The sequence below is a fragment of the Stenotrophomonas sp. SrG genome (genome assembly GCF_050031795.1).
Lineage (GTDB): Bacteria > Pseudomonadota > Gammaproteobacteria > Xanthomonadales > Xanthomonadaceae > Stenotrophomonas > Stenotrophomonas rhizophila_A.
The window spans coordinates 1-238 of record NZ_JBNBBE010001176.1 but is presented as its reverse complement, the minus strand read 5'-3'; the positions used below and the strand labels follow the sequence as shown (position 1 = coordinate 238).

Annotated in this window: 1 pseudogene; it reads left to right on the top strand. The window is 72.7% G+C overall.

From position 1 onward, the window contains the following. A pseudogene (locus tag ACQG3P_RS23155) lies at positions 1-238 on the top strand (sensor histidine kinase KdpD); the annotation flags it as partial.

Below are 238 nucleotides of genomic sequence, written 5' to 3'. Positions count from 1 at the left end.
ACTTCCGGCTCGGCAATCTGACCGCGCTGCGCGAACTCGCGCTGCTATGGCTCGCCGGCGAGGTAGACAGCGCTCTGAGGTCGTACCGGAAGGAGCACGGCATCGAGGGGTCGTGGCAGGCCCGCGAGCGTGTCGTCGTCGCACTCACAGGCGGCCCGGAGGGCGAGACGCTCATCCGCCGAGGCGCGCGGATCGCCGCGCGGGCGGCCGGGGGCGACCTCCTCGCCGTCCATGTGAC